The organism is Bradyrhizobium prioriisuperbiae, assembly GCF_032397745.1.
GTDB lineage: Bacteria > Pseudomonadota > Alphaproteobacteria > Rhizobiales > Xanthobacteraceae > Bradyrhizobium_A > Bradyrhizobium_A prioriisuperbiae.
Window position 1 is genome coordinate 7,263,307 of record NZ_CP135921.1, and the last position, 25,864, is coordinate 7,289,170.

General features: G+C 62.7%; 21 protein-coding genes. 13 read left to right on the top strand and 8 right to left on the bottom strand.

Annotated features, from left to right (window positions below; translation table 11 throughout):
• Nucleotides 1-24: 24 nt before the first annotated feature.
• The gene (locus RS897_RS34050; protein WP_315833057.1) at nucleotides 25-1,305 is read left to right on the top strand and encodes an O-acetylhomoserine aminocarboxypropyltransferase; all 1,281 of its coding nucleotides are present in this window, start codon (nucleotides 25-27) and stop codon (nucleotides 1,303-1,305) included.
• A gap of 77 nt (nucleotides 1,306-1,382) precedes the next feature.
• On the opposite strand, the gene RS897_RS34055 is transcribed toward RS897_RS34050, so the two are convergent.
• Nucleotides 1,383-2,468, bottom strand: coding sequence for a COX15/CtaA family protein (locus tag RS897_RS34055; protein ID WP_315833058.1), 1,086 nt, complete (start codon nucleotides 2,466-2,468; stop codon nucleotides 1,383-1,385).
• A gap of 102 nt (nucleotides 2,469-2,570) precedes the next feature.
• Between RS897_RS34055 and RS897_RS34060 the strand changes: the two genes are divergently transcribed.
• Nucleotides 2,571-2,783 carry a DUF2842 domain-containing protein gene (locus tag RS897_RS34060; protein ID WP_315833059.1) on the top strand — a complete coding sequence of 71 codons (213 nt, stop codon included), beginning with the start codon at nucleotides 2,571-2,573 and terminating at the stop codon, nucleotides 2,781-2,783.
• Here the strand turns inward: RS897_RS34060 and RS897_RS34065 are convergent.
• Nucleotides 2,778-3,791, bottom strand: a complete 1,014-nt coding sequence (locus tag RS897_RS34065) for a polysaccharide deacetylase family protein (protein WP_315833060.1) — start codon at nucleotides 3,789-3,791, stop codon at nucleotides 2,778-2,780. The two genes, RS897_RS34060 and RS897_RS34065, sit on opposite strands and share 6 nt — an antisense overlap.
• A 131-nt stretch (nucleotides 3,792-3,922) precedes the next feature.
• On the opposite strand from RS897_RS34065, the gene RS897_RS34070 reads away from it, so the two are divergent.
• Nucleotides 3,923-5,119, top strand: a complete 1,197-nt coding sequence (locus RS897_RS34070; protein ID WP_315833061.1) for a GNAT family N-acetyltransferase — start codon at nucleotides 3,923-3,925, stop codon at nucleotides 5,117-5,119.
• A 120-nt stretch (nucleotides 5,120-5,239) separates the two neighbouring features.
• Here RS897_RS34070 and RS897_RS34075 read toward each other — a convergent pair whose 3' ends face one another.
• On the bottom strand, nucleotides 5,240-7,555 hold the full coding sequence (locus RS897_RS34075; protein ID WP_315833062.1) for a GumC family protein: 2,316 nt from the start codon (nucleotides 7,553-7,555) through the stop codon (nucleotides 5,240-5,242).
• A 195-nt stretch (nucleotides 7,556-7,750) separates the two neighbouring features.
• Here RS897_RS34075 and RS897_RS34080 point away from each other — a divergent pair, with 195 nt between their 5' ends.
• The 8 genes from RS897_RS34080 (at nucleotide 7,751) to oxlT (ending at nucleotide 15,489) form a co-directional block, all read left to right on the top strand.
• On the top strand, nucleotides 7,751-8,401 hold the full coding sequence (locus RS897_RS34080; RefSeq protein ID WP_315833063.1) for a polysaccharide biosynthesis/export family protein: 651 nt from the start codon (nucleotides 7,751-7,753) through the stop codon (nucleotides 8,399-8,401).
• Nucleotides 8,402-8,403: 2 nt separating this feature from the next.
• The gene (locus RS897_RS34085; protein WP_315833064.1) at nucleotides 8,404-9,531 is read left to right on the top strand and encodes a glycosyltransferase family 4 protein; all 1,128 of its coding nucleotides are present in this window, start codon (nucleotides 8,404-8,406) and stop codon (nucleotides 9,529-9,531) included.
• Between the two features lie 162 nt (nucleotides 9,532-9,693).
• Entirely contained in the window at nucleotides 9,694-11,184 is a 1,491-nt protein-coding gene (locus tag RS897_RS34090; RefSeq protein ID WP_407654583.1) for an undecaprenyl-phosphate glucose phosphotransferase, read from the top strand.
• A gap of 120 nt (nucleotides 11,185-11,304) precedes the next feature.
• On the top strand, nucleotides 11,305-12,558 hold the full coding sequence (locus tag RS897_RS34095) for an O-antigen ligase family protein (protein ID WP_315833066.1): 1,254 nt from the start codon (nucleotides 11,305-11,307) through the stop codon (nucleotides 12,556-12,558).
• Between the two features lie 50 nt (nucleotides 12,559-12,608).
• Complete coding sequence (locus RS897_RS34100; protein ID WP_315833067.1) at nucleotides 12,609-13,148, top strand: sigma-70 family RNA polymerase sigma factor; 540 nt, start codon at nucleotides 12,609-12,611, stop codon at nucleotides 13,146-13,148.
• Nucleotides 13,145-13,882, top strand: coding sequence for an anti-sigma factor family protein (locus tag RS897_RS34105; protein ID WP_315833068.1), 738 nt, complete (start codon nucleotides 13,145-13,147; stop codon nucleotides 13,880-13,882). The genes RS897_RS34100 and RS897_RS34105 overlap by 4 nt, the downstream gene beginning before the upstream one ends.
• 21 nt (nucleotides 13,883-13,903) lie before the next feature.
• Complete coding sequence (locus RS897_RS34110; protein ID WP_315833069.1) at nucleotides 13,904-14,119, top strand: hypothetical protein; 216 nt, start codon at nucleotides 13,904-13,906, stop codon at nucleotides 14,117-14,119.
• An 89-nt stretch (nucleotides 14,120-14,208) separates the two neighbouring features.
• Entirely contained in the window at nucleotides 14,209-15,489 is a 1,281-nt protein-coding gene (oxlT, locus tag RS897_RS34115; protein WP_315833070.1) for an oxalate/formate MFS antiporter, read from the top strand.
• Between the two features lie 191 nt (nucleotides 15,490-15,680).
• On the opposite strand, the gene RS897_RS34120 is transcribed toward oxlT, so the two are convergent.
• Entirely contained in the window at nucleotides 15,681-16,109 is a 429-nt protein-coding gene (locus RS897_RS34120; RefSeq protein ID WP_315833071.1) for a cupin domain-containing protein, read from the bottom strand.
• A 337-nt stretch (nucleotides 16,110-16,446) separates the two neighbouring features.
• Nucleotides 16,447-17,100 carry a glutathione S-transferase family protein gene (locus RS897_RS34125; protein WP_315833072.1) on the bottom strand — a complete coding sequence of 218 codons (654 nt, stop codon included), beginning with the start codon at nucleotides 17,098-17,100 and terminating at the stop codon, nucleotides 16,447-16,449.
• A 188-nt stretch (nucleotides 17,101-17,288) separates the two neighbouring features.
• Between RS897_RS34125 and RS897_RS34130 the strand changes: the two genes are divergently transcribed.
• Nucleotides 17,289-18,503, top strand: a complete 1,215-nt coding sequence (locus RS897_RS34130) for a polyhydroxyalkanoate depolymerase (RefSeq protein WP_315833073.1) — start codon at nucleotides 17,289-17,291, stop codon at nucleotides 18,501-18,503.
• 65 nt (nucleotides 18,504-18,568) lie between these two features.
• Here RS897_RS34130 and RS897_RS34135 read toward each other — a convergent pair whose 3' ends face one another.
• Complete coding sequence (locus tag RS897_RS34135; protein ID WP_315833074.1) at nucleotides 18,569-18,880, bottom strand: hypothetical protein; 312 nt, start codon at nucleotides 18,878-18,880, stop codon at nucleotides 18,569-18,571.
• Nucleotides 18,877-19,122, bottom strand: coding sequence for a PRC-barrel domain-containing protein (locus RS897_RS34140; protein WP_315833075.1), 246 nt, complete (start codon nucleotides 19,120-19,122; stop codon nucleotides 18,877-18,879). The genes RS897_RS34135 and RS897_RS34140 overlap by 4 nt, the downstream gene beginning before the upstream one ends.
• Before the next feature lie 380 nt (nucleotides 19,123-19,502).
• Between RS897_RS34140 and RS897_RS34145 the strand changes: the two genes are divergently transcribed.
• Nucleotides 19,503-22,667 (top strand): NAD(P)-binding protein, encoded by a 3,165-nt coding sequence (locus RS897_RS34145; RefSeq protein ID WP_315833076.1) that lies wholly within the window; start codon nucleotides 19,503-19,505, stop codon nucleotides 22,665-22,667.
• A 21-nt stretch (nucleotides 22,668-22,688) separates the two neighbouring features.
• Here the strand turns inward: RS897_RS34145 and RS897_RS34150 are convergent, their stop codons facing one another.
• Complete coding sequence (locus RS897_RS34150; RefSeq protein ID WP_315833077.1) at nucleotides 22,689-25,844, bottom strand: ATP-binding protein; 3,156 nt, start codon at nucleotides 25,842-25,844, stop codon at nucleotides 22,689-22,691.
• Nucleotides 25,845-25,864: the final 20 nt, after the last annotated feature.

Here is a 25,864-nt window from a genome sequence, read left to right on the forward strand (position 1 = left end):
TCGAGCAACCAATAGGGATCAATAATGACCGAACGTCCCCCCGGATTTTCCACGCTCTCTATTCACGCCGGCGCGCAGCCGGATCCGACCACCGGCGCACGCGCGACGCCGATTTACCAGACCACGTCGTTCGTCTTCAACGACGCGGACCACGCAGCCTCGCTGTTCGGCCTGCAGGCGTTCGGCAACATCTATACCCGCATCACCAATCCGACCACGGCGGTGCTGGAAGAGCGCGTCGCCGCACTCGAGGGTGGCACCGCGGCACTCGCCACCGCGTCAGGCCACGCGGCGCAATTCCTGGTATTCCACACGCTGCTGCAGCCGGGCGACGAATTTATCGCCGCGCGCAAGCTCTATGGCGGCTCGATCAACCAGTTCAACCACGCCTTCAAGAATTTCGGCTGGAACGTGGTGTGGGCCGATTCCGACGACATCTCGACTTTCGAAAAGGCCGTCACGCCCAAGACCAAGGCGATCTTCATCGAGTCGATCGCCAATCCCGGCGGCACCGTCACCGACATCGAGGCGATCGCCGCGATCGCACGGCGCGCCGGCGTGCCGCTGATCGTCGACAACACGCTGGCGACGCCCTATTTGATCCGCCCGATCGACCATGGCGCCGACATCGTGATTCACTCGCTGACCAAATTTCTGGGCGGCCACGGCAACTCGCTCGGCGGCATCCTGGTGGACGCCGGCACCTTCGACTGGTCGCGGGACGGAAAATACCCTGCGCTGAGCGAGCCGCGCCCGGAATATCACGGCATCAAGATCCAGGAGACGTTCGGCAACTTCGCGTTCGCGATCGCCGCGCGGGTGCTGGGCCTGCGCGATCTCGGGCCGACGCTGTCGCCGTTCAACGCGTTCCTGATCCTGACCGGCATCGAGACGCTGGCGCTGCGGGTGCAGAAGCATTCCGACAACGCCAAGGCGGTCGCCGAGTGGCTGGTGGCGCATCCCGCGGTGGCATGGGTCCGTTACGCCGGCCTGTCCGACGACCGCTACCACAACCTCGCACGCAAGTACTCTCCAAAGGGCGCCGGCGCGGTGTTCACCTTCGGCCTCAAGGGCGGCTACGACGCCGGCATCAAGCTGGTGTCGAACGTCAAACTGTTCTCGCATCTCGCCAATGTTGGCGATACCCGCTCGCTCATCATTCACCCGGCCTCGACCACCCACAGTCAGCTGGACGACGACCAGAAGGCGCTGGCTGGCGCGGGCGTCGACGTGGTCCGGCTCTCGGTCGGTATCGAGGACAAGGAAGACCTGATCGCGGACCTGGAGCAGGCGCTCAACGCCTAAGGCCACAGATCGTCATACGTAAAAAGCGCGACACAGAGTGTCGCGCTTTTTTATTTCGCTGTAATCCTGGGCCTCGCTCAGCCGTGCTGGCCGATCGCGACTGCCATCCCGGCACGGCCTTCGACTTCCCGGCTGCTCAGCCGTTCGGACTGCAGCAGAGCCAGCGTCAGCACAACGATCGCAACGCCCTGATGCGCCAGCGCGAGGCCGATCGGGACCATGTGCAGCAATGTCATGATGCCAAGCGCCGCCTGCAAGGTGACGGCCGCGGCCAGCCACAGCGCGCCGTTGGTGACCGGCGCGACCCGCGACCGCAGCGCATCGACCACATGCAGGATCGCGAGGATCCAGATCGCATAGGCCAGCATGCGATGGCTGAACTGCACGGTCAGCGTGTTGTCGAAGAAATTGCGCCACCACGGCTCTTCGAAGAACAGGCGTGCGCCCGACGGAATAAAGGCGCCGTCGATTGACGGCCAGGTGTTGAACACGCGCCCCGCCCGCAACCCCGCCACCAGCGCGCCGAAATAGAGCTGCAGGAACACCAGTGCGAGCAGCACCGTGCTGGTGATCCGCAGCCGTGCCGGCGCAACGAGACGCGCAGCGGGCTGCAATCGTCGCAGCGTCCAGACGATCGCCGAGAAGATCACCAGCGCCAGCATCAGGTGGACAGCGAGCCGATACTGCGACACCTCGACCCGGCCGGTGAGGCCGGACGCCACCATCCACCAGCCGACCGCGCCCTGCAGTCCGCCGAGCCCGAAGATGATCCACAGCCTGCGCTTGAGATCACGCCCCTGCAGCGAGCCGCGCCACAGAAACCAGAGAAACGGCAAGAGATACACCGCGCCGATCACCCGCCCCAGCAAGCGATGGCTCCACTCCCACCAGAAGATGGTCTTGAACTCATCGAGGCTCATGCCGTGATTGAGCTCGCGATACTGCGGAATGGTCTTGTAGGCCTCGAACGCCTCGGTCCATTTCTGCTGCGTCAGCGGCGGAATGGCCCCGGTCACCGGCTTCCACTCGACAATGGACAGCCCGGACTCCGTCAAGCGTGTCGCCCCGCCGACCAGCACCATGGCGACGATCAGCGCGGCAACAATCACGAGCCAGATCCGCACGGCTCGCAAGTGATGAGGGTGAGCGGCGCTGTCAGACATTGGAGCTTGGATGTCGCATTGTGATCAGGTACATGCGGACCTTATAATCGCGCCGCCCCCACCCGGAAAGCGCGTTCCCGCACCGAGACACACATTTCCGTCATGAAGATCCGCCAACGAAAGCTACTTGGAACCGTCGCGCTGCTGGTGCTGGTGGTGGTGTGGTCGTTGCTCGCCATGGCGCTGGCGCAGGCGCCTGTCATCGCCGGTTCGAAGCTGATCCAGTTGGTCTATTACATTGTTGCCGGCCTGGGCTGGGTGCTGCCCGCCATGCCGATCATCAGCTGGATGGCGCGGCCCGACCCGGCCTCATAGCCCCGACAGCCTGACCCGCAGCGCGCGCAGCGACGGCCGGCGCCCGTCCCAGGAGATACGCGGCAACGCCAGCACATGCGAGCGGCCGCCGCCCCACACCACGCCGGCCTGCGCCGAAACCGCGCTGGCGAAGCCCGCCTCCGCCGCCAGCATTGCTTCACGCGGTCCGGCGCTGTCCGGATCGCCGAACGGATAGGCGAAATGCTGTAACGGACGGCCGAGGGCGGCTTCGGCCACCTGCCTGCCCATGGTCATTTCGCGCAAGGCGACCGCGTCGGTCATGGCAGCCAGAGCCGGATAATTCACCGTCGCCGTTCCGATGGTCACCCGCGCGTCCGCAGCAAGCCTGCTTAGGTCGGCCCAGTCCATGGCCGCTGTTCGTGATATCGCCGCCAGATCGACGGCGTAACGGCTGCAGAGGTCGTGGATGGCATGGGTGAGTTCATCGGACGCCAGCCGCCGCATCCAGTTCGCCAGAAAGCCGTAGAGGTCGTGCTTATCGACGATCTCGGCAACGTCGAAATGCCGCTCGTTGCGGTCCATCACCAGACTGATGCGATCGTGGCTGGCAATCACCTGCTGCAGCGCCAGCCACCACATCGGCGCAATGCCATCGACAAACCCGGTCGGCACATAGACCGTAAACGGGACCTGATGCCGCGCCAGCACCGGATAGGCATGCATGACAACATCGCGATAGGCGCCGTCGAATGTCAGGCACACAAACCGCCGACGCCCCGCGGGCTCGGCCATGCGCCGGACCGCCTCCTCGATCGACACGACATCGAATTTCCAGCGTCGCAGCGCACGCACTAGCCGCTCGAGCCATTCGGGAGTGATTTCGTGGGCTTTCAGCGGCTGGAAACGGTCGTGGGATGCAGGGCGGACCCGCTGCAACCGAAGGATGACTCCGAAGCCGCCCCGGCGCGTTTCGAGAAGCCGTGCAACACCGCTGAAATAGGCGAGCTGCAGCGCCAGCCCGCCCGGTGCCCCTTCCCCCCACGGCACGACACATACTCCTCATTCCGCACGGCGCTCCGCGCATGCGGCACCATTCTCCTTACGCTTTGTTGACATTTCTTTGCAAAGGTCCAGATCTCCGGACAATACGGAAAATCCGACGGGATGCAGGTCCAGCTATGCCCTTGGCCGCAGTGATGGAAACCGACACCAGCCAGGGGGATATTGTGGCGAACGCGGCGCGCGTTGCGCACGTCGAGACCTTTCACCGCCTGGCAGATGTCGAGGCGGTCTGGCGGAGCATGGAAACCGCCGATCACCTGTTCACGCCGTTTCAGCGCTTCGATTTCCTCTCCGCCTGGCAAATTCATGTGGGACAGCGTGAAGGCGTCGAGCCGTTCGTCATCGTCGCCTCCGATGCGCAGGGGCGCCCGCTGGCGATGCTTCCGCTCGGCACCCGCACCGAAAACGGCGTCCGCACCGCAAGCTTCCTCGGCGGCAAGCACGCAACGTTTAACATGCCGCTGCTGACACGGGAGTTTGCGGCGACCACCGCCAAGGCCGACGTCGAAACGCTGCTCGAGCTGCTGCGTGCGCAACCGCGCAAGGCCGACCTCCTTGCGCTGGCGCGACAGCCCTCGCACTGGCAGGACATCGTCAATCCGCTTGCGCTGTTGCCGGGCCAGCCGTCCGTCAACGGCTGCCCGCTGCTCAAGCTGATGCCCAAGGCGGCGCCCACCGAGCGGATCAGCAACTCGTTCCGCCGCCGTCTGAAGAGCAAGGAGCGCAAGCTGCAGCCGCTGCCCGGTTTCCGCTACCTTGTGGCGCAGACCGATGACGAGATCCGTCGCATCCTCGAGGCCTTCTTTGCGATCAAACCGCAACGCATGGCGATCCAGAAGCTGCCCGACGTCTTCGCCGATCCCGGCGTCCGGGACTTCATCTTCTCGGCCTGCCTGGCGAAATCAGCCGGTCACGGCCACGCCATCGAAATTCACGCCCTGGAATGCGACGAGGAAGTGATCGCGATCTTTGCCGGCGTCGCCGACGGCCACCGCTTCTCGATGATGTTCAACACCTACACCACGTCCGCCAATTCGAAGTACAGCCCCGGCCTGATCCTGCTGCGCAACATCATCGATCATTACGCCGACCGGAACCATACCTCGTTCGATCTCGGCATCGGCTCCGACGACTACAAGCTGCTGTTCTGCAAGAGCGACGAGCCGATCTTCGACAGCTTCCTGCCATTGACCACCAAGGGCAGCATTGCGGCGCTCGGGCTGTCGTCGCTGACCCATGCCAAACGCCTGGTGAAACAGACCCCGGCGCTCGCCCAGATGGCGCAGCTGTTGCGCGGCGCATTGCACCGCTAAGGGCCCGCCGACAGGTTCTGTCGGGCCGCAATAACCGATCACGACAAACAACAACGGATTCTGAGGGCGACGCATCGCGCCGCCCTCAGAGCGCATTGACAATTCCAGCAGCCGATCGAATTAGGCCGCAGCCGTCGCCGGCCGCGCCTCGTCCGCGCCAAGCGGATCGGCCGGACCGTTCAGCATCGTCACTCCGACAAAGCCGGTGGCGCTCAGTTGCTCGCGCATGAAAGCACGCGCCTCTGCGGTCATCGCGGGATCGGGAATGACCACGGCTTGCGCATCCGATGACAACAACGACGCCGGAAGATCGGCTGCCGTGCCGGCGTCGAGCACCACGTGATCGTAGACCCGCAGCAGCGCATCGATGGCCAGCGCCAGCCGCGGCGACTGCAGCAACGAGCGATCCCTGGACGCACGCCCTGCCCCGACCAGATGCACCTGGGACAGCCGGTCCTTGGAAATGATTTGACCGAAGGTCGCCGAACCGAGCATCAAATCCGACAGTCCCGGCGCCATCGGATCGTTGGACACTGCGCCAAGCGTCGGCGAAGAGATCGACAGTTCGACCAGCACGACCTTTGCCTTGCGCACCAGCAGGCGCGCCAGCGTCAGCGCCGTCAGGGTCACACTCTCGTTCTGTCCGACTCCGATCAGCGTGATCTTGCGGGCGCTCACGCCGACAGTCTGCAGGTCCTGCGCCAGCCGCTCGATTTCGGTCACCGGTGCGGCGAGGCCGGGATGGGACACAGGCGGCTCTGGCGGCGAAGGAGGAGCCGGCGGCGCCGGCTGGTAAGTCATTTGCCGAGCCGCAACGGCAGGGGTGAAGATCCGCTCCGCGGTGAAGACCGGCTCGACCACGCTTGCGACCGTCGACCGCGGCTCCGCCGATGCGAAGGCCCGGGGCGCCGTCATGCGCAGCAGTTCGCCGGACGCGATCGCGCCTGCCGACAGCATCAACGTCGCCAGCGTCGCGATCAGCACGATCGGCAGCCGCTTCGGATAGGCCGGCGTGTTGGTCACGATTGCGCGCGAGATGATGCGCCCGTCGCTGGGAACAGTATCGATCGATTCACGGGCGCTCGCCTCGCGGTATTTTGCAAGATAGGATTCCAGCAGGTCGCGCTGGGATTTAGCTTCCCGCTCCAGTGCGCGCAGCTGCACGTCCTGCCCGTTATTGGAAGAGGCCTGACGCTTCATCTGATCGAGACTTGCCGTCAGGCTATCGACCCGCGCGCCTGAAATGCGAGCGTCGTTTTCCAGCGACCGCGAAATCTTGCTGGCCTCGTCACGCAACTGCCGGTCGAGGTCGGCGATCTGCGCCTTCAATTCCTTGATGCGCGGGTGGCCACCGAGCAGCGTCGAGGACTGTTCGGCCAACTGTCCCTGCAAAGTCACGCGCTGCTCGTTCAGGCGACGCACCAGTTCGGAATTGAGCACCTCGGACGCTTCGATCGGCTTGCCGGTCTGCAGCATCTCGCGGATCAGCCGCGCCTTGGATTCGGCATCCGACTTCTGCGCCCGGGCGTTGGTCAATTGCGTGTTGATTTCGCCGAGTTGCTGGGCCGAGAGCGTGGTGTTGTTGGTGCCGACAAAAAGGCTGCTGTTGGAACGAAACTCTTCGACGCGCGCCTCCGCATCCGCCACCTTCTTGCGCAGGCCGTCGATTTCACCGGACAGCCACTGCCCGGCCGACCGCGCCTGGTTCTGCTTGGCGGCCTGCTGCAGCACCAGATAACCGTCGGCAATCGAGTTGGCGACAGCAGCCGCGAGATCAGGGTCTTGCGACTGGAATTCGATCGCGATCACCCGCGACTTGTCGACGGCGTAGGCCGAAAGCCGCTCGTAATAGGCATCCAGCACGCGCTCTTCCGGGGTCTGCTTGAACGGGTCCTTGATGAAACCAAACAGCGCCAGCAGCGATTTCAGCGGTGACACGCCCTTGAGAACCTGATCGAATTCCGGCAGCTCCGCCAGCCTGTTCTTCTTGATGACGTCGCGGGCGAGATCGCGCGACAGAACAAGCTGCACCTGACTGGTCACGGCTTCGGGATCGAACGAAGCGCGATCGTCAGCCCGGTCAGCGTTGGGGCGCAGGAAGATGTTCTCGCGCCCATCGACCAGAATCTTGGATTCGGATTTATAACGCGGCGTAATCAGATTGACGGCCAGCAAGGACCCGCCGAGCGCCAGCAGCGTCGGCAGGATGACCCACCATTTCCGCCGCATCAGCGTGCGGCCGATCACGCGCAGGTCGAGATCTCCGGAGTCGGTGCCGAACACGGTGTCGCGGATCGTCCCGCGCTGCGGTTTCGCCTCGAACGCGGCCGGATCCGACGCCCTGAATTTCGGCTCGGGAGCCTCCGGCATAGCGGCCTGCGCCGACTCGACAGGCACCGCCCGGTCTTCCCGACGACGCCACAACCCGAAACGCATGAGCGAACTCCTACCGCACTGCGGACTCGACGCCCGACTGCGCTGATTACAGTCCATTAAGGTTGCTGGCGCGTTAATTGCGGCTGGTTTACCCGCTCCGGCGCCATTGATTTTGGCGCGAACCAGCCTGCGGTCATTTTTTGTTAACCATGAAAGCCCTTAATCAAAATATACTTTTTGAAATGGATTCCCCCGATGTGGGCTGTCCGCGCTTTGATCTTTAGCTTGCTCCTTGCACCTGTATTGTCGGGCTGTATGACTTTGCCTCCCCCCGTCGCAACGGTGACCGCGCCGACGTCGGCGCGCAGCGATCTCGATGCGCTGGCCTATGGCGGACCGGTCGGACCCGCGCCCGCGGTTGTCGCTCCCATCGCCTATTCCGCGGAGTCCGCTTATCGCCTCGATGCCGGCGATCGGTTGCGCATCGTGGTCTATGGCCAAGAAGGCCTCACCAACTCCTATGCGGTCGATGCCGGCGGCTCGATCACCATGCCACTGATCGGCGCGGTGCGCGCCCGCGGCCTCACGCCGGCGGAACTGGCCCAGGCCATCACCGTGAAGCTGCGCGGCGGCTATATCCGCGAGCCTTATGTCGCTGCCGAGGTCGAAGCCTACCGCCCGTTCTTCATCCTTGGTGAAGTGGCTGCGCCCGGCCAGTATCCTTATGTGCCGAACATGACGGTCGAAAGCGCTGTGGCGATCGCTGGCGGCTTCTCGCCACGTGCCCAGAAAGGCTCTGTCGATCTCACCCGTACCGATCACAATGGCCCGGTGCGCGCCAATGTGCCGCTCGGGACAGTGCTGCGGCCCGGCGACACCATTGTCGTCAGCGAACGCTGGTTCTGACCATGGCCGACGACAAACCGCTGCGCATCCTTCACGCCGTCCGCGCGCCGGTCGGCGGAATCATCCGGCACATTCTCGATATCGCCAATGGCCAGGCCGACCGAGGTCATGAGGTCGGCATTGTCGCTGATAGCCTGACCGGTGGCGAACGTGCGATCACCGCCCTTGCCGAGATCGCGCCGAGGCTCAAGCTCGGCGTCCATCGCATGGCCATCCGCCGGCCGCCACACCCCACCGACCTGCTGGTCTGGGCGCGATTTGCCTATCTGGCGCGGCGGCTCAAGCCTGACGTGCTGCACGCACATGGCGCCAAGGCCGGCGTGTTCGTGCGCTCGGGGCCGGCGCCAAAAAACGGCGTTCGGGTCTACACGCCCCATGGCGGCTCGCTGCATTTTCCGCTCCATACCATGGAAGGCAAAATCTACTCACGGCTGGAACGCGCGCTGATGAACCGGACCGAGCTGTTCCTGTTCGAAAGCGCCTTTGCGCGCGACACCTATTTGCGCCGCGCGGGTGAGCCGAAAGGTCTGGTGCGCTGCGTGTTCAACGGTGTCACGGCCGGCGAATTCGACCCGATCCCCCCGGCCCCCGATGCAACCGACGTCGTTTATGTCGGCGAGTTCAGACACATCAAGGGCGCCGACCTGCTGATCGATGCCGTGGCCCGGCTGCGCGCCAAAGGCCTTCCGGTCAAGCTGACGCTTGGCGGCGATGGCGAAGAAACCGAGCTCCTGAAGGCGCAGACCGAGCGGCTCAAGCTCGGCGATGCCGTGCATTTCGCCGGTCATGTCAAAGCGCGGTTCGGTTTTTCCAAAGGCCGCCTGCTGGTGGTTCCGTCACGCGGGGATTCGATGCCCTATGTGGTGATCGAGGCAGCCGCCGCCGGCATCCCGATGATCGCCGCCAATGTCGGCGGCATTCCGGAGATTTTCGGTTCCTACGACTCCGGACTGTTCGCCGGCAACAATGTTAGTGCAATCGCCGACGCCATCGAGGCCGCGATGAGCGACCCCGCCAGAACCCAGGAGCGCGCCCGCCTGCTGCGCGAACGCATCCTCACGCATTTCTCGCAGCAATCCATGGTCGACGGCGTCATCGCCGGCTATCGCGACGCATTGGCAAAGCGTTAACCAAACCTTCACTAACCAATTTTTCCGATTTGTCCGCTAAGCGAGATGCACGGCATCCTGCCGCGCATGAACTTGCCCTGCCAAGGCAGCAACCCAGTCCTCGCCGTGGAACCAACCGACGTACGCCCTCCCATCGACGCCGCCGCCGCAGCGCTCGCGGTCATGATCGGCGGCACCCTGCGGCAGGAACGCCGACGGCGCCTGACGCCGGCCGCGCTCGCCGTCACCAACCGAAAGGTCCTTTCGGCCTATTCGCCTGTGGTGATCACGGGCGTGGTTCGCCTGATCGACTTTGTTCTGATCACCATCAGCGGGCTTGCGGTCTATTTCGGCTATGTCACCCCGACCGCCGGCTTCGCCTGGCCCTACGTCTTCGCCGTGCTCGCCATGGCGCTGGCTGCGGTGATCAGTTTTCAGGCCGCCGAGATCTACGACATTCAACTGTTTCGCGGACGCATGCAGCAGTTGATGCGCATGATCTCATCCTGGTGCCTGGTGTTCCTGCTGTTCACAGGCGCAACGTTCCTCGCGAAATTCGGCGGCGACGTATCTCGAATCTGGCTGACCACATTCTTCGTGGTGGGCATGGGCGCGCTGGTCGTCGAGCGGCTGGTGTTGCGCGTCCTTGTGCGCCGATGGGCTCGCGAGGGCCGGCTCGACCGCCGGACCATCGTGGTCGGCGCCGACGAAAATGGCGAGCAACTGATCACCGCGCTCAAGAACCAGGAAGATACCGACCTCGAAATCCTGGGCGTATTCGACGATCGCGGCGACACCCGCGTGCAACCGACCTGTGCCGGACTTCCGAAACTCGGCAAGGTCGACGATATCATCGAATTCGCGCGGCGCACACGAGTGGACCTTGTGCTGTTCGCGCTGCCGATTTCCGCCGAAAGCCGCATCCTCGACATGCTGAAGAAGCTGTGGGTGCTGCCGGTCGATATCCGGCTGTCCGCGCACACCAACAAGCTGCGCTTTCGTCCCCGCTCCTACTCCTATCTTGGTGAGGTCCCGACACTGCACGTGTTCGAGCAACCGATCACCGACTGGGACCAGGTGATGAAGTGGTCGTTCGACCGCATCGTCGGCGCGCTGATTTTGTTCTTTCTCTCACCGGTGCTGGCACTGGTCGCGCTGGCGATCAAGCTCGACAGTCCGGGACCGGTGCTGTTCCGGCAGAAGCGCTTCGGTTTCAATAACGAGCGCATCGACGTCTTCAAGTTCCGCTCGCTTTATCATCATCAGGCCGATCCCTTGGCCTCCAAGGTCGTCACCAAGAACGATCCGCGCGTCACCCGGGTCGGACGCTTCATCCGCAAGACCAGCCTCGACGAACTGCCGCAGCTGTTCAATGTGGTGTTCAAGGGCAACCTGTCGCTGGTGGGCCCGCGTCCCCATGCAGTGCAGGGCAAGCTGCAGAACCAGTTGTTCGACGAGGCGGTGGACGGCTATTTCGCGCGCCATCGGGTCAAGCCCGGCATCACGGGCTGGGCGCAAGTCAACGGCTGGCGCGGCGAGATCGACAACGAAGAGAAAATCCAGAAGCGCGTCGAGTTCGACCTCTATTACATCGAGAACTGGTCGGTGCCGTTCGACCTCTACATTCTCTTCAAGACACCGACGGCGTTGTTGAAGACCGAAAATGCGTACTAAAGCGTTTTCAAGCGAAGTGGATACCGGTTCGCGTGAAGAAAACGCGTCAAAACAAAAGAATAGAGCGCGTTCGCGGCAGCTTTCAAAGTGAACGCGCTCGTTGCGTAGCAAGAGTATCTGATGGCGTATAGCGCGGCGGCCCGAGTTGTCGCCCCGGCCGTGGTCACGCCGGGCCTCACCGCCATGCAGCGGGGATTGATGTGGCTCGCCGGTGTCTCCGGTGGCGTGGTCATCATCGAGCCCTCGCCCTACGAACTCGTCATCGTCAGCGCGCTTGCCTTCTTCGCGCTGACCGGCCTGCGAATGGGGGCCGCGTTCCTGCCGCTGCTGTTCCTGCTGTTCCTCGTCAATATGGGCTACACGATCTGCGCGGCGTACCTGATGGACCAGACCAGGATCGTGAACTGGATCCTGACGTCTTGGTATCTCACGGTCTCCGCGCTGTTCTTCGCGATGGTGTTTGCCGAGGACACCCTCGGCCGGATCAAATTTCTCCAGTACGGACTGATGCTCGCCGCGCTGATCGCCTCGCTCGCGGCCGTCACGGGGTATTTCCATCTTATTCCCGGCCACCCCGAGGCCTTCACGCTGTACAACCGCGCCGCCGGCACGTTCAAGGATCCCAACGTGCTGGGCGCGTTCCTGATCCTGCCGGGGCTATTTGCCCTGCAAAGCGTGGTCTCCGATCCGTTTGGCAAAGCCGCCCGCAATGCCATCCTGTTCGGCCTCATCAGCCTCGCGGTGCTGCTGTCGTTTTCCCGCGCCGCCTGGGGGCAACTGGTCTTCACCTCGGCGATGCTGCTTTTCCTGACCTACGTGACCAGCCCGTCTCCATCACAGCGCGCCCGGCTGATCATCCTTGCGGTGATCGGCGTCGCGGTCGCGGCCTTTGCGATTGCCGTTCTCCTGTCGTTCGATTCGATCGGCAATCTGTTCAAGGAGCGCGCGTCGTTCGAACAGAGTTATGACTCCGGCCGGTTCGGCCGGTTCGGCCGCTATGTGCTCGGCTTCCAGATGGCGCTCGACCTGCCGTTGGGCATTGGGCCGCTGCAGTTCACCAAATTCTTCCCCGAAGACACCCACAATTCCTATCTGAACGCCTTCATGTCCGGCGGCTGGATTGCCGGAATCTGCTTCCCCGCGCTGATGTTCACGACGGTTATTCTGGGCTTTCGGCATGTCTTCATCCGCGTTCCCTGGCAACGCTGGTATCTGGCTGTTTTCACAGCTTTTCTCGGCAGCGTTGGCGAGAGCTTCATCATCGACATCGACCACTGGCGGCATTTCTGGATGATGCTCGGCATCATGTGGGGGATGTTTGCCGCAGCGTGGCAACATGTCGCACCACCCGTGCCAAATTCGACCGATCGATAATTTCTCGCCTCAGTCAGGATTAAAACCGGTTCGGCTTCGTATACCGGTTGATGAGCACCTTCGGACGGCATGACATCCTGGGATCGCTTCAAGCGCTGCAACGCTACGCGCGGGCGCTGACGCGGGATCATGGCCGCGCCGAGGACCTGGTGCATGATACCCTGCTGCGGGCGATCGAGCGGCGCTCGACCTACCGCGATGGCGAAAGCCTGATCAACTGGCTGCGCTCCATCCTGCACAACACCTTCATCGACGAGCGCCGCCGCGCCGATGCCGATATCAGGCACGTCCAGCAGGTCTCGTCGCAGACCGAGACGGAATCGCCGCCGGATCAGGAAAGCCGCCTGCATCTGCAGGAGGTCTCACGATTGTTCGACGACTTGCCCGAGGACCAGCGCGCCGCGCTCTATCTCGTGGTGGTCGAGGACATGAGTTACCGCGACGCGGCCGACAGCCTCAACATTCCCGTTGGGACCCTGATGTCCCGGATCGGCCGCGCGCGGGACGCCCTGCGCGCCGCCGGCGGTGCGGAGGCGCGCGAGCGACCGCCCTTTAAAAAAAACCTCCGTCTTCTGAGGAATGACCGATGACCATGGCCGACCCGATCGGAGACGACGATCTCCACGCCTATGTTGACAACCAGCTCAGCCCGCAGCGGCAGCTCGATGTCGCCGACTATCTGGCCGAGCGCCCCGATGCCGCCGCGCGCGTGTTTGCCGATATCCGCACTCGCGGCGCGTTGAAACTCGCCTTTGAGAGCGCCACGCCCGCACCGAGCCCGCGCCTCGTCTTCGCCGCGCGCCGGCTGCAGCGCGCCTTGACCTGGAAGGATGTGCGCCAATGGAGCGCGCGCGCCGCCGGCGTGGTCGCCCTGATCGGGGTCGGCTGGTACGCCCACTGGCAGGCCGGCGCCTTCAACATCCCTGAGAACGACGACACCCCGGCGTTCGTGGTCGATGCGGTTCACGCCTATCGCACCCACCTGGCGCGTGCCCAGACCAAAATGAACGATGCGGAAGAGGCCTTTTCCAAGACCCAGATCGCCATGCCCAATCTGAAGGGCGACTGGAAACTGTCGGACGTGCAGCTGTATCCGTCGCACGCGGGCTCGAGCATCGAAGCGACACTGCAGGCCGGTGAACTCGGCCAGCTCTCGCTGTTCGCCACGCGGACTGAAGGCTCGCATTCGATCGAGCCGAAGATCTCGCGCTCGGACAGCGAGACCACGGTCTACTGGCAGCGTGGTTCGATGTTCTATGCCGTCACCGGCAAGCGGCCGGAAAAAGTCATGCGGATTATCGCCGATACGCTGACGAAGGGCTGAGGCCCTGAGAGGACCAACGCCATGCCGACAGCCCTGCCCGTTAGACAGCGCCAGCCGTACGATTTCGCGGTGCTGCACCTGATCATGGTGCCGGTGTCGGTTCTGCTGTTTTCAACACTGATTCAGGGGGATGCCATTTCGATGACGACGGTGCTGCGCACATTGCTGCGTGGCGCAGAAGCAATTGCAGAAGCCGAACTCGGATTCGGCCGCGGGTGGATAATCGGACACATCTGACACCGACGCAGTGTTGCCGCGAGCGATCGCGGCGAACGTGCGATCGACAAACAACGCCAGTAGAGGCGGCGAAAAGGGAGCTAACGACTATGACGATAACTGCGTCTATACCCGCGGCGCGGGTTGGGGATGGTTACCGGTGGATGCAATTGACGATCGGCGTGATCTGCATGGTCATGATCGCCAACCTGCAATACGGCTGGACCTTCTTCGTTCCGGATATCCAGAAGAAGTTCGGCTGGGATCGCGCGGCGATCCAGTGGGCCTTCACTCTGTTCGTGCTGTTCGAGACCTGGCTGGTACCGATCGAAGGCTGGTTCGTCGACAAATACGGCCCGCGCATCGTGGTGATGTTCGGCGGCGTGCTCTGCGGCATCGGCTGGGTGATGAATTCGTATGCCGATTCGCTCAGCGCGTTTTATCTGGCGCAGATCATCGCCGGCATCGGCGCCGGCGCGGTCTATGGCACCTGCGTCGGCAACGCGCTGAAATGGTTTCCTGACAAGCGCGGACTTGCCGCAGGCATCACGGCGGCCGGATTCGGAGCGGGATCCGCGCTGACGGTGGCGCCGATCCAGAGCATGATCGCCACCAGCGGCTTTCAGGCGGCGTTCTTCAACTTCGGCATCGGCCAGGGCATCATCATCTTCGTGCTGGCATTTGTGCTGCTGGCACCGAAGCCCGGACAAGTGCCGGAAGTGGTGGCCAACGCCAATATCATTCAAACCCGACGCAACTACGGACCAGTCGAAGTGGTGAAGCAGCCGATCTTCTGGCTGATGTACTTCATGTTCGTGATCGTCGGCGCCGGTGGCCTGATGGTGACCGCCAACCTCAAACCGATCGCCGCCGACCTGAAGATCGACACCATTCCGGTGACGCTGATGGGCGTGACCATGACTGCCATCACCTTCGCCGCCACCATCGACCGCGTGCTGAACGGCCTCACCCGCCCCTTCTTCGGCTGGGTGTCGGACAATATCGGCCGCGAGAACACCATGTTCATCGCCTTCGCGATGGAAGGCATCGGCATCTACATGCTGTACCTGTGGGGCCACGATCCGCTGTGGTTCGTGCTGCTCTCGGGCTTCGTGTTCTTTGCATGGGGCGAAATCTACAGCCTGTTCCCTTCGACCTGCACCGACACGTTCGGATCGAAGTTCGCAGCCACCAACGCCGGCCTGCTCTATACCGCCAAGGGCACGGCCGCCCTGCTGGTGCCGTTCGCCAACTATATGCAGCAAGGCTCCGGCAACTGGAACACGGTGTTCCTGATCGCGGCGGGTGCCAACATTCTGGCTTCGGTGCTGGCGATCGCCGTCCTCAAGCCGTGGCGTAAGAAGGTGGTGGCCGCAGCACTGGCCAACTGACCCGCCTCACCCAGCTGCTCGAAGGACCGACGACGGTTTTCACGTAAAACCCAATCACGTAAAACCCAAGTCGGGCCTTCGACAGGACATGCTCAGCGGTTGACTGGGCGTGTGACTCCGGAAGACCACTTAAAGCCGCGCACCCGTGCGCGGCTTTTTTTCTTTCGACGTTTCGCTCGGCCGAGTAACCGTCACGTCCACGGCGTAGCCGGCGGAACGTCCTCGGTTACAGCCGGCACGTCCACGGTCTTGAAGTCGGCAGGGCTGACGATTTCCAAATACTCCATGTCCGGCGAGTAATCGAACAGGTAGTGCGTAATGCCCGGCCGCTGGTGCACGCAGTCACCGGCTTCCACCAAGGTCACCTTGTCCTCGTACATGAATTTGGCCCATCCCTTCGTCATCAGCACGATCTGGAAATTGCAGTCGTGACGGTGCCAGCCGGTGCCGTCGCTCGGCGGCAGGTTGGCCTTGACGAGATGGGCAATCACCTGGCCGCCGGTCGCGTCGGCGATGCCGAGGTCGCGGTACAGAAAGAAGTCGCGCAGCCCACCCCCCTCGAATTTGGTGTCGGCCGGTTTGACATGGGAGAATTTGTTGACGACGGCGTGTGTGTTCATCGCGGTCTCCAAGGGTTTGCGCGTGCGGGTTTTGCGCGTGCGCATATCGCTGGGATCGGCGACGCCCCACCCCCGGGACCGAGGCCGACCGGCTTCACACCATCCATGCGAAAACTGCGCCAGTTGCGGCAAATCCACGGCGAGCACCCATGACGCCACCGTCTCGAACGCGGAAAGACCTTGAGCCGTCGAGAGTTAGGCCAGCATGGTCGCGCGTCGAAAGGCGCCTGGCGCGGTTGCAGACCACGGCGCGCCGAGCAATGCCGTTGGATTCAAGTTGAGCAAACCGGATTTATTCCTGAGCATCATAAATTGAGCAGTCGCCTCCGGCGGCTGCCTAAAAATCGACCTCGAGCTCCTCGATATCGGCCGGCTCCAGCATGGCGGCAGCGATCCATTCCTGCATCTCGGGCAATTGCATGATGAAATCCGCATAGGTCGTAAGCCGCTCGCTGAGCTTCACGTCATAGGTCTTGAAGCGCGTCACCACCGGCGCATACATGGCGTCGGCCATGCTGCGCTCGCCGAACAGGAAGGGACCGCCGGATTCGGCGAGACAATCGCTCCACAGCATGACGATGCGATCGATGTCGGCCTGCGCCCGGGACCAGATCTTGAAGCCGGGGAAATGCCCCTTCAAATTGACCGGCAGCGACGAGCGCAGATTGGCGAAGCCCGAATGAATCTCGCCGCAGATGGAGCGGCAGCGGGCACGCAGAAGCCGGTCATCAGGCAATAAACCCGCCGCCGGTCTGACTTCATTGAGATACTCGGCAATCGCCAGGGTATCCCACACCACGGCACCATTGTGCCGGAGGCAAGGCACCAGGATCGACGACGACAGCAACAGGATTTCCGCCCGCGCCGCGGGGTCCTCCGGCGACACCACGATCTCGTCGAACTCCAGCCCGGAGAACCTGGTCAGCAGCCATCCCCGCAACGACCACGACGAGTAGTTCTTGCTGGTGATGGTCAATGTCGCCCTGTCCATGGCTCCTCCAAACGCTGACACACACGGCCAACCCGCCGCGCTGCGAACCCTGTGGCGACGGCCCTGCCCGTTGTTTGGGCCGCGGCTGTCGAGGGAAGGAGCAAACCACGTGCCAGTTCTGACGGCACCGCCGAGCCGGCTGGCGTTGAACTTGCATGACACGGGTCAAAAGGGGCCGGAAAACCTGAATGATGTACCAGGCTTTTGAAAACTACACTGCGCTAACCGCCCCCTGGCGGACCGGGGCCGCCACCGCACTTCAGTATCTCAACCTGATTCCGGCGGGGGTCTCCGACAAGGTCCTGCGCCGCCTGGCCGCGACGCTGGAGCTGATCACCCGCAGCTCGCTGAGCTACGCTCGTCCGGCCTACGGCATCAAGCCGGTGATGGCAGGAAATCGCGAGTGCGAGGTGACGGAGGAAATCACCTACGCGACCCCCTTTGGATCGCTGCTGCATTTCAAGAAAGACGGCGCCCCACCACAACCGCGGGTGCTGCTGGTGGCGCCGATGTCGGGACATTTCTCGACACTGCTGCGCAACACGGTGCAGACGCTGCTGCAGGATCACGACGTCTACATCACCGACTGGCACAATCCCCGCAATATTCCCCTGCACGCCGGTAATTTTGCGCTGGCCGACTATACCGACCATCTCATCACCTTCCTGGAGCAACTGGGCCCCAAGCCTCACATGGTGGCGATCTGCCAGCCGTCGGTCTCGGCGCTGGCGGCCGCAGCGCTGATGTCGGAGGACAACCATCCATCCCGGCCCGCGAGCCTGACCCTGATGGCGGGCCCGATCGACACCCGCATCCAGCCGACCAAGGTCAACGAATTCGCCAAGAGCAAGCCGCTGCGATGGTTCGAGCAGAACATGATCAATCACGTGCCGGTGCAATGCGCCGGCGCGTTCCGCAAGGTCTATCCGGGGTTCGTGCAACTGACCGCGTTCGTATCGATGAATCTGGAACGGCACATCAAGTCACACATGGAGCTGATGGAGCATCTGGCGAACGGCGAGACCGAGAAGGCAGAGGCCATCAAGACGTTCTACGACGAATATTTCGCTGTGATGGACCTCCCCGGCGACTTCTATATCGAGACGATCCGCGACGTATTCCAGGAGCACCTGCTGCCTCAGGGTAAACTGATGCATCGCGAACGGCCGATCAATCCCGGCGCGGTGAGCCGGATGGGCCTGCTCACGGTCGAGGGCGAGAAGGACGATATCTGTTCGATCGGCCAGACCGTGGCGGCGCAAGATCTCTGCACCGGTGTGCGCCAGTATCGCAAACAGCACCACATGCAGGCCGGTGTCGGGCACTATGGCGTGTTCAGTGGCCGACGCTGGAATACTGAGATCTATCCCCTGCTGCGGGATTTCATTCATCTCAATTCCTAGACGCGCAAGAATGGCGGCGATCGCGCAAAAAAAGACCGGCCGGAAGCCGGTCTTCCTTCATCTGTTCAAAACGTCGTAATCAGCCTCAGCACTTGAACCGGCATCGACTTCACCTCGTCCTTGCCCGCGCTCAACGCGGCATGGTCAGGATACCAGGCGTTGGCATCCGACTTGGTAGCGGTGGAATTGGCCATCGTAGACGATGAGGTCGAACTCGGGGGCGAGGTCGACGTCGAACCCACGGTGCGCTGGCCGTCCGTCGAGGGCACCGCCGCGGCGGCGGTCTTCACCGGCTCGGTCGACCATTTCAGCTTGTCGAAGCTCACCGAGATATAACGCTCGCCGACGCCAAGGAAACCGCCGACGCCGATGATCACATTTTGATACCGCCGCTGCTGTCGACGATCAGATCGTTGATGCTGCCGAGGCTTTCATTGCTGTCGTTGTACACATTGACGCCAACGAGCTTCGAGGCGCGCCACAGCCCCTGGTGACTTTGCGTCGCCACCGACGACGTTGCAGTGGTGTCGGTTCTCGGTGTGGGTGCCGTCTGCGCCCACGCGGAGCCAGTCAACAGCGCTGTACTCAAAAGTGTAGCTGCTGCGTATGTCCTGAACATCGCAAGATCTCCTTGTCGCCGATAGATGCAGGAAAACCCGGGAACATGGGGGACGTTCCCCGGCTGCGGCGAAAGCAGACCAAAGTTTCACAGGGGAACGCGCGACGTGATGTCGCGAATCAGGTTCAGATGCGGAACCGTGGTGAGGATCTCGACATGCTGGCGTGCACGCATGCATCGCAGAGCGGATTCATTGGGCTTCCAGCGTTGCGTCGGCGTCTTCTTGCAACAAAGTTGTTATCAAGGCAGGATACACCTTATTTATTTTGATGATCTGGCTGCAGCAGCCACACCCCGTGGCGTTTTTCCGGCGCGAACCGGAATGAAGCCGCGTTGTTTCACCTGTATGTGGTCAGCATCATTCGGCGGGGGGATTGGACATGGGCGGAAACAAAACACGCGTGGCAATTTTGGGCGGCGGAGTCGGCTCGCTGAGCGCCGCTTTCGCGCTGAGCGAAATCGATCCGAAAGGCGAAAAATACGAGATTACGCTGTATCAACTCGGCTGGCGTCTCGGCGGCAAGACCGCCAGTGGGCGCAACGCCGAATACGGCCAGCGGATCGAGGAGCATGGGCTGCATATCTGGGCCGGCTTTTACGAGAACGCCTTCACCATCATGCGCTCCGTTTTCAAGTCGCTGAATCCCCCTCCGGGTGATCCGATCACCACGATCGGCGACGCCTTCAAGCGGCAGAATCAGATCTACTATTCAGAGTTGTACGAGAACCAATGGCTCCCGTGGCCGTTCTGGTTTCAACCGGACCCGGATGAATCGGTATTTCCCGGACGCGACAGCATCTTTGCGCCGCCTGATCAGATCATGCCGTCGCTCTCGACCTTGCTGCTTCGGATGATTGCCGCAATCATCTTCAATCTGGATTACTACAAGAATGATTGGCCCGGTGATCAGCAAGCCGAAACGGCGGCCGCGCTGGCTGCCATGTCGCCTGAACGGCAGGTTCGGCTCTCCAGCCTACCTGTAACGAACACCAGCGGCCATCCCCTGCTCGCGCTGGCGCACGCCGTCGGCGAACGCCTGAAGAGCGATGTGGAGAATGTCCGCCGTGACGCAGAATCGGACATGATCGCGCTGCTCGGCGCTTTCCATGATCTCGTGAAGAAGTATCAAGACTCCGGCCTGGCAGAAGGCTTCAGGCGCTTTCTGGTGCTCGCCAATCTCGGCATGTGCATGTTGCTGGGCATCCTGAAAAACGGCTGCCTCTGGTTCGGGCTGGATGTTCTCGACAAGTATGAATTTCGGGACTTCCTCGCACAGGAAAACGAGGCCGCCGCGAACAATGCCATCGTGACCGCATTGTACGAGTATATTTTCGCGTATGTGGGCGGCGACCGCCAAAAGCCGTCCGTGTCCGCGTGCTCCGCCATCCAGGGGCTGATGCGCCTGTTCTTCACCTACAAAGGAGCGTTTTTCTTCAAGTCGGTGGTCGGCATGGGCGACACGATCTGCACACCGATTTATCAACTGCTCAAGCAACGAGGGGTCAAGTTCAACTTCTTCCACAACGTGACCGGCCTCGCACCAAACGCCGACGGCTCCAGCATCGGCACAATCCACATCGACCAGCAGGTCGCGTTTGTCGATGGTGTGGAGGAATACTATCCGCTGGTTCCGGTGAATGGCTTCGACTGCTGGCCATCGGAGCCGCTGTGGGACCAGATCAAGGATGGCAAGGCTCTGGAGGCGGCAGGCTACAATTTCGAGAATGCCTATGGCCCTCCCTTCCCTCCGCAGCCGGCGCCGGTCGCGCGACTGTCGCTGCAGCTTGGAAAGGACTTTGACAAAGTCATTCTCGGGATTCCGGTCGGCGCGCTCAGCAGCATTTGCCAACCGTTGATGCATGACAAGCCGGCCTGGGCAGACATGATCAACAACCTCCCGACCGTGCGCACCCAGGCCCTCCAGTTGTGGCTCAATTGCGAGGTCACCGCGCTCGGCGGACCGTATGTGACGCCCACGGTGCCACCAGCGATGGAGACGATGGGGCCGATCGTAACCACGTGCCAACCGCCGTTCGACACGTATTCGGATATGTCGCAACTGCTGCCCGCCGAGGCGTGGCCGGCCCCAGCCCCCCGCTCCATCGCCTATTTCTGCGCGGTGATGGAAGACGCAGGCGTGCCGAACAACGAGAGTCTCGCCGCCGGCAAAGTCAAGGCGGACGCTCTCGGCTGGATGACATCGTGGCTCGACACGATCTGGACCAATATAGGTTCGGGCACGAACTTCCGCTGGGATCTCCTGCACTCCCCAGGAAGTGCTGTGGGATCGGCGCGGCTCGATGAGCAATTCTGGCGAGCCAATATCAATCCGACCGAACGCTACGTCCTGAGCCTACCCGGCACACTCAAGCACCGCATGGAGCCGGGCAAATCAGGCTATGCCAATTTGTACCTGGCGGGCGACTGGACCAGGGTGCCTGAGATCAACGCCGGCTGCGTCGAAGTCGCGGCGATGTCGGGACTTATGGCCGCTTCAGCCTTGTCCGGGGTCTACATCCCGATCGTCACCATAGGCTCGGAGCCCTACAGGACGACCTCGGCACTCTCTACGACCAATCAATACGTCAACTATGGCGGATGGACGACGTTGCCTCCCCCACCCTATATCTGCAACGATTCGACGTTCTACGGGTTCGGCTTCCATGCGGATCGCAATGCCTGCCAGGACTTCCTCGATCGATCCTACAATCGCGTCGCGGGCGGCTCTCAATTCCGGGTCATGCTCGACATTGCGTTCCTGGTCGTCGTCCAATCCCGCAAGGTTGCCAACGCCACGGCACCGTTTTCGCTGGAAGGCACCATGGCAGAAACCGACATCGGTTTCTGGTTGCTGGTCGGCAACTACGATCCCGGCGCTTTGCTGCCCAAGTCAATCGCGTTTGTGCCCGCCTATCTGTTCATCGACAATGGCTGGTCCGCGGTCGCGGGGAACGACGTCTGGGGGTTTCCGAAATACTATGCGAGCATGAACTTGCCGGATACGGCCCCGTCCGACGGTCCTTTCGAGGTGTCTGCTCTGGCCATCCAGACGTATGCCCGGACGGCACAAGCGACCCAGCAACAGGTGCTCAAACTCACCGGCAGCCAGACGCAGGTGTCGTCGGCAGCTGATTTGGCTGCTTTGTCGTCAACCGATGTCTTCAAGAAGCTCTGCAGCGCGGCCGATTCCAAGCTGCTGAGCGACTTGGTTGACAACCCGGACATGCCGAAGTTCCTCGGCTCGACGGAGGGCATTCCATTTCCGGTGTTTTATCTCAAGCAGTCCAGATCGGCCAACAGCACGACAACGGCGAGTTATCAGTCGTTGCTGAAGGGAGATCTCGACCTGACGGCGATATCGCCCGGCAAGATCGGACTGCTGACAGGAAACTGGACACTCGAATTGGGCGCATTCGACAACCTGCCCTTTGTCCGCGATCTTGGCCTTGGCACGCCGACGAACGGTACAGTCACCCTGACGACCCCCATGGGTTTCTGGGCCGAGATTGATTTTACCGTGGGGATGGCAAGCCCGATCACTTAGAAGCAGGTCGCTGGGTCAGACTCAGCGACTTGAAGACTGTCCACGAATTGCGGTCTGGGGCGTTGCGAGCGAGCCAAGCAACGCCCTGGCCTCTTGCGCGAATGTCGCGGCGCTCTGAGCCTCGGCAATCACGATCGATTCCTGCAATGCAGCCGCCACCTCGTCCGGGCCAGTGCCGGGAATGCGGGTGAGGATCTCGGCCCGGCGGCGGTAGAGCGGCGACAGGAAGTAGCCATCACCATAGCGGCGCGCCGCGGCTATTGCCGCGTCGATCGTGCGCAACGCAGTCGCGACATCGCCGGTCGTGAGCTGCAGGCCGGCTACTTCACCAAGATAGAAGCCGGAAAAATGCATCATGCCCAGCTTCTCGAATGCCGGCAGATTACCTTGCGCCGTTTCGAGAGCCTGATCGGGCTGCCCGAGGTAGCCGCGGGCATGAGCCTCCAGGCTTGTCGACACCAGCTGATACAGCGAGAAACCATGCTCCCTGCAGATGCCCTGCGCCTCCTCCGCCGCCGACTGCGCGTCCGCAAAGTCGCCACGTGAACGTCTGTAAAACGAGAGCCACGACAAGGCCCAGGCGGCGTAGAAGGGGTGCGCAAGCAATCGCGCATGCGCAGCAAGCTCGGCCGCCACGCGTGTCGCGCCGGCCTCGTCACCCATCGCATGCAGCACCTGAAGGAGCGCGGCCAGACTGAGAATGAGCGGATCCTGAGTGGAAACCAGCGGCAACCGGGCGCCGTCATGGGTGGTGTAGACGTGAACCGCGGATTCGAGATGCCGCCGCGCCGCCAACAAATCACCTTTTGCGAACAGCACGTATCCCAGTTCGGCGTCGCTCTCGATGCGGTGTTCCGGAAGGCCGGTTTGCTCACCAATCGCCACGCAGAGACGCGCCGTCTCCTCGGCGCCGTCGAGATCACCCGCGATGGTCAGGAAATCGCAGATACCGCGAAGCACGGCAAACAGGCCGGCAACATTGCCGAGAGCATCGCAGATCGCCCGCGCTTCCGCGAGAATCTTCCCGACCTCGGGAACGGAGTAGCCGCGCGACGCGGAGAGGCTGACTGCGAGGCCAAGCAGCAGCTGCAGCTCCAACCCTGCACGCGTACCGTCCGCGGGTTGACGCCGCAGCAAGTCGAGCGCGGTCTGCAAATGCCGCGCCGCCTCAACATGCGCGGCGCGGGACGCAGCCCGCTGCCCGGCGGTCGTCCATAGAGAGATCGCCTCCTCGATCGCGCCGCTTTCGGTGAAGTGATAGGCAAGCAGTTCCGGTTCAGCCTCCCGGACTTCAGGAAACCGGTCCCGCAGCACGTTGGCGATCTTGCCGTGCAGTACCTGTCGCTCTCGTTTGAGAAGGGATTCGTAGGCCGCATCGCGGATCAAGGCGTGTTTGAACAAATAGGCGCTGTTCGGCGGCAGGCCGCTGCTCTCCACCAGCCCCGACTGGGTCAGGTCGCGCAGGCCCTGGCGCAAGTCGGCGTCAGGCTGCTCCGCGACCGCAGCGAGCAGATCATAGCTGAAGCGGCGGCCGATGGCGGCGCCGAGATTGGCGATCCGCCGCGCCGACCCCAGCCGATCGAGCCGGGCGACCAGAGAATCCTGGACCGACATCGGGATTTCGACCGCCGGGCTGCCATCCAGCGCCGGTGTCGTCGCCGTCGTCGCCTCAAGCACCGATTTCGTCATTTCCTCCACGAACAAAGGAATGCCGTCGCAGCGCTCAACAATCTGGCGCACAGTTGCAGCCGGCAGCGGAGACTCAGATCCGAGATGCGAGCAGATCCGCTCGGCGTCGCCGCGGTTCAGCCGATCGAGATGAAGGCGCGTGACATTGGCCTGTCCGATCCAGGTCGGTTCGTATTCCAGCCGAGCCGTGACCAGGATCAACCAGGGCCGATCCATCGAGCGTGAAATCGCGCGACTGAGCAGTTCCAGCGTTGTCGGGTCGCTCCAATGCGCGTCCTCGAGCACGAACAGGGCCGAATGAGCCGCCGCCCGCAGATCCATGATGCCGAGCAATGCGCTCTCCATGATCTCCTTTCGCTTCTCGACGGTCATGGCCTCGAGCCCCGTCCCCGCTTCGGCCGGCACTCCCAGCAGATCGGCAAGGACGCCCTGGCTCAAGGGCTCCGCCACTCCATATTGCGTCAGCAGGCGGCCGAGCTTGTCGCGGCGCGTCACGGCGCTGTCACTGCGGTCGAAGCCGGCGGCGCCCGCGAGCTGCTGGGAGATCGGATGCAGCGCGCTGTCGGTGTAGGTGGGGCCGCAGTACCAGATCATCTCCGGATGGAGAGGGTCAGCAGTGCGCTGCCGCAACTCCTCGACCAGCCGGGACTTGCCGATGCCGGGTTCGCCATGGAGCAGCACCACCTGTCCGCTTCCTGCCCGCGCCACGGCCCAACGGCCAAGCAGCAGGGCCAGTTCCCTGTCGCGTCCAACCAGCGGCGATGTCTCGCCGCGGGCGCGGGCATGGAACCGGCTTGCAACGGCCGTTGCCTCCACGACCTCGAATGCCTCGGCCGGGACTGTGAAGCCCTTGAGCTCGAATGTCCCGAGATCGCGATAGTTGAACAAGCCACGGGTGATTCGCTGAGTGGCCTTGGCGACGACAATGGTGTCGGGCGCGGCAATGGATTGCAGCCGGGCGGCAAGATTCGGGGTTTCGCCGACAATATCGACCTCACGCGCTTCCCGACGGGCGACCACATCGCTGACGACGACCAAACCGGTCGCCACGCCGACGCGCGTCCGCAAGGTCAAGCCGTGCGGGAGCCCCAGCCGTCCGACCGCATCACGTATTTCGATACCGGCATGCACCGCATTCGCCGCGTCATCCTCGTCGGCACGCGGATACCCGAAATAGGCCAGCACACCGTCGCCCGTGTACTGGTTGATATAGCCGCCATAGCGAGCAATGATATCTTCGCAGGTCGACAAATACGCATCGACGACATTGACCATGTCCTCGGGGTCGAGCCTGACGGTTAGGGAGACGGAATCAACGAGATCACAGATCAGCGCAGTAACCTGCCGCCGTTCGGCGCGGTGCGTGTCCCCTCGTCGTGACGTACGATCGATCGTAGTGCTCCGCGGCCGTGGCCGGAGCGCTCCACCGCAGCCGCTGCAAATGTCAGACCCGGGAGGGTTCTGAAGTCCACACGTTTCACAATCCATGGGCGCTCGGAACTCCCGGG

Coding starts and splice junctions, on each gene's coding strand:
- RS897_RS34055 (WP_315833058.1), bottom strand. CDS start 2,468: ATGTCTGACAGCGCCGCTCACCCTCATCACTTGCGAGCCGTGCGGATC.
- RS897_RS34120 (WP_315833071.1), bottom strand. CDS start 16,109: ATGAACACACACGCCGTCGTCAACAAATTCTCCCATGTCAAACCGGCC.
- RS897_RS34140 (WP_315833075.1), bottom strand. CDS start 19,122: ATGTTCAGGACATACGCAGCAGCTACACTTTTGAGTACAGCGCTGTTG.
- RS897_RS34090 (WP_407654583.1), top strand. CDS start 9,694: ATGATCGGCGGCACCCTGCGGCAGGAACGCCGACGGCGCCTGACGCCG.
- RS897_RS34145 (WP_315833076.1), top strand. CDS start 19,503: ATGGGCGGAAACAAAACACGCGTGGCAATTTTGGGCGGCGGAGTCGGC.
- RS897_RS34125 (WP_315833072.1), bottom strand. CDS start 17,100: ATGGACAGGGCGACATTGACCATCACCAGCAAGAACTACTCGTCGTGG.
- RS897_RS34075 (WP_315833062.1), bottom strand. CDS start 7,555: ATGCGTTTCGGGTTGTGGCGTCGTCGGGAAGACCGGGCGGTGCCTGTC.
- RS897_RS34070 (WP_315833061.1), top strand. CDS start 3,923: ATGCCCTTGGCCGCAGTGATGGAAACCGACACCAGCCAGGGGGATATT.
- RS897_RS34095 (WP_315833066.1), top strand. CDS start 11,305: ATGGCGTATAGCGCGGCGGCCCGAGTTGTCGCCCCGGCCGTGGTCACG.
- RS897_RS34110 (WP_315833069.1), top strand. CDS start 13,904: ATGCCGACAGCCCTGCCCGTTAGACAGCGCCAGCCGTACGATTTCGCG.
- RS897_RS34100 (WP_315833067.1), top strand. CDS start 12,609: ATGAGCACCTTCGGACGGCATGACATCCTGGGATCGCTTCAAGCGCTG.
- RS897_RS34085 (WP_315833064.1), top strand. CDS start 8,404: ATGGCCGACGACAAACCGCTGCGCATCCTTCACGCCGTCCGCGCGCCG.
- RS897_RS34060 (WP_315833059.1), top strand. CDS start 2,571: ATGAAGATCCGCCAACGAAAGCTACTTGGAACCGTCGCGCTGCTGGTG.
- RS897_RS34050 (WP_315833057.1), top strand. CDS start 25: ATGACCGAACGTCCCCCCGGATTTTCCACGCTCTCTATTCACGCCGGC.
- RS897_RS34130 (WP_315833073.1), top strand. CDS start 17,289: ATGATGTACCAGGCTTTTGAAAACTACACTGCGCTAACCGCCCCCTGG.
- RS897_RS34080 (WP_315833063.1), top strand. CDS start 7,751: ATGTGGGCTGTCCGCGCTTTGATCTTTAGCTTGCTCCTTGCACCTGTA.
- RS897_RS34150 (WP_315833077.1), bottom strand. CDS start 25,844: ATGGATTGTGAAACGTGTGGACTTCAGAACCCTCCCGGGTCTGACATT.
- RS897_RS34105 (WP_315833068.1), top strand. CDS start 13,145: ATGACCATGGCCGACCCGATCGGAGACGACGATCTCCACGCCTATGTT.
- oxlT (WP_315833070.1), top strand. CDS start 14,209: ATGACGATAACTGCGTCTATACCCGCGGCGCGGGTTGGGGATGGTTAC.